The organism is Lactobacillus sp. C449L, assembly GCF_059900815.1.
Genome location: NZ_JBWXGA010000201.1, coordinates 1 through 461, shown reverse-complemented (window position 1 = coordinate 461; position 461 = coordinate 1). Strand labels below are relative to the sequence as shown.

Here is a 461-nt window from a genome sequence, read left to right as displayed (position 1 = left end):
GGTCATCATGAGCGCGAACTCGTCGCCGCCGAAGCGAGCCGCCAGATCGCGCGATTCCAGCAAGGACTTCAGACCCTGGGCGATCTCGACCAGCACGTCGTCGCCGGTCTGGTGCCCGAGCATGTTGTTGAGGTCCTTGAACCGGTCAAGCCCCATCAGGAAGAGCGCGATCGTGCTGCCGGCACGCTTGGCTTCCGCCACGGCTTCCCCGCAGCGGTTCTGGAAGTCCGCCCGCGTGCTCAGCCCGGTGAGATTGTCTTGCGGTGCGCCCTGCCGCGCACGTTGGTCGATGTGCTGGCGTGCCGCTTGCGCCTGTGCCGGAGCCGACGGTTTGCCGGAGCGGCTCTCCTGAGGATCCACCCCGCCCTGCGACGGGCGGTGTCGAGCATCCCCGCCTTGTGGAGCATGGGAATGATAGGCAGGCGCCTGCTTGCGCGATGCACCGGCATGCCCAGTCAGGA

The 461-nt window shown here is 67.2% G+C and carries 1 protein-coding gene; it reads right to left on the bottom strand.

From position 1 onward, the window contains the following. Positions 1-360 (bottom strand): GGDEF domain-containing protein (locus tag AC2JF9_RS09025; RefSeq protein ID WP_500727088.1); only part of this gene is annotated, 360 nt, incomplete at its 3' end. Positions 361-461: the final 101 nt, after the last annotated feature.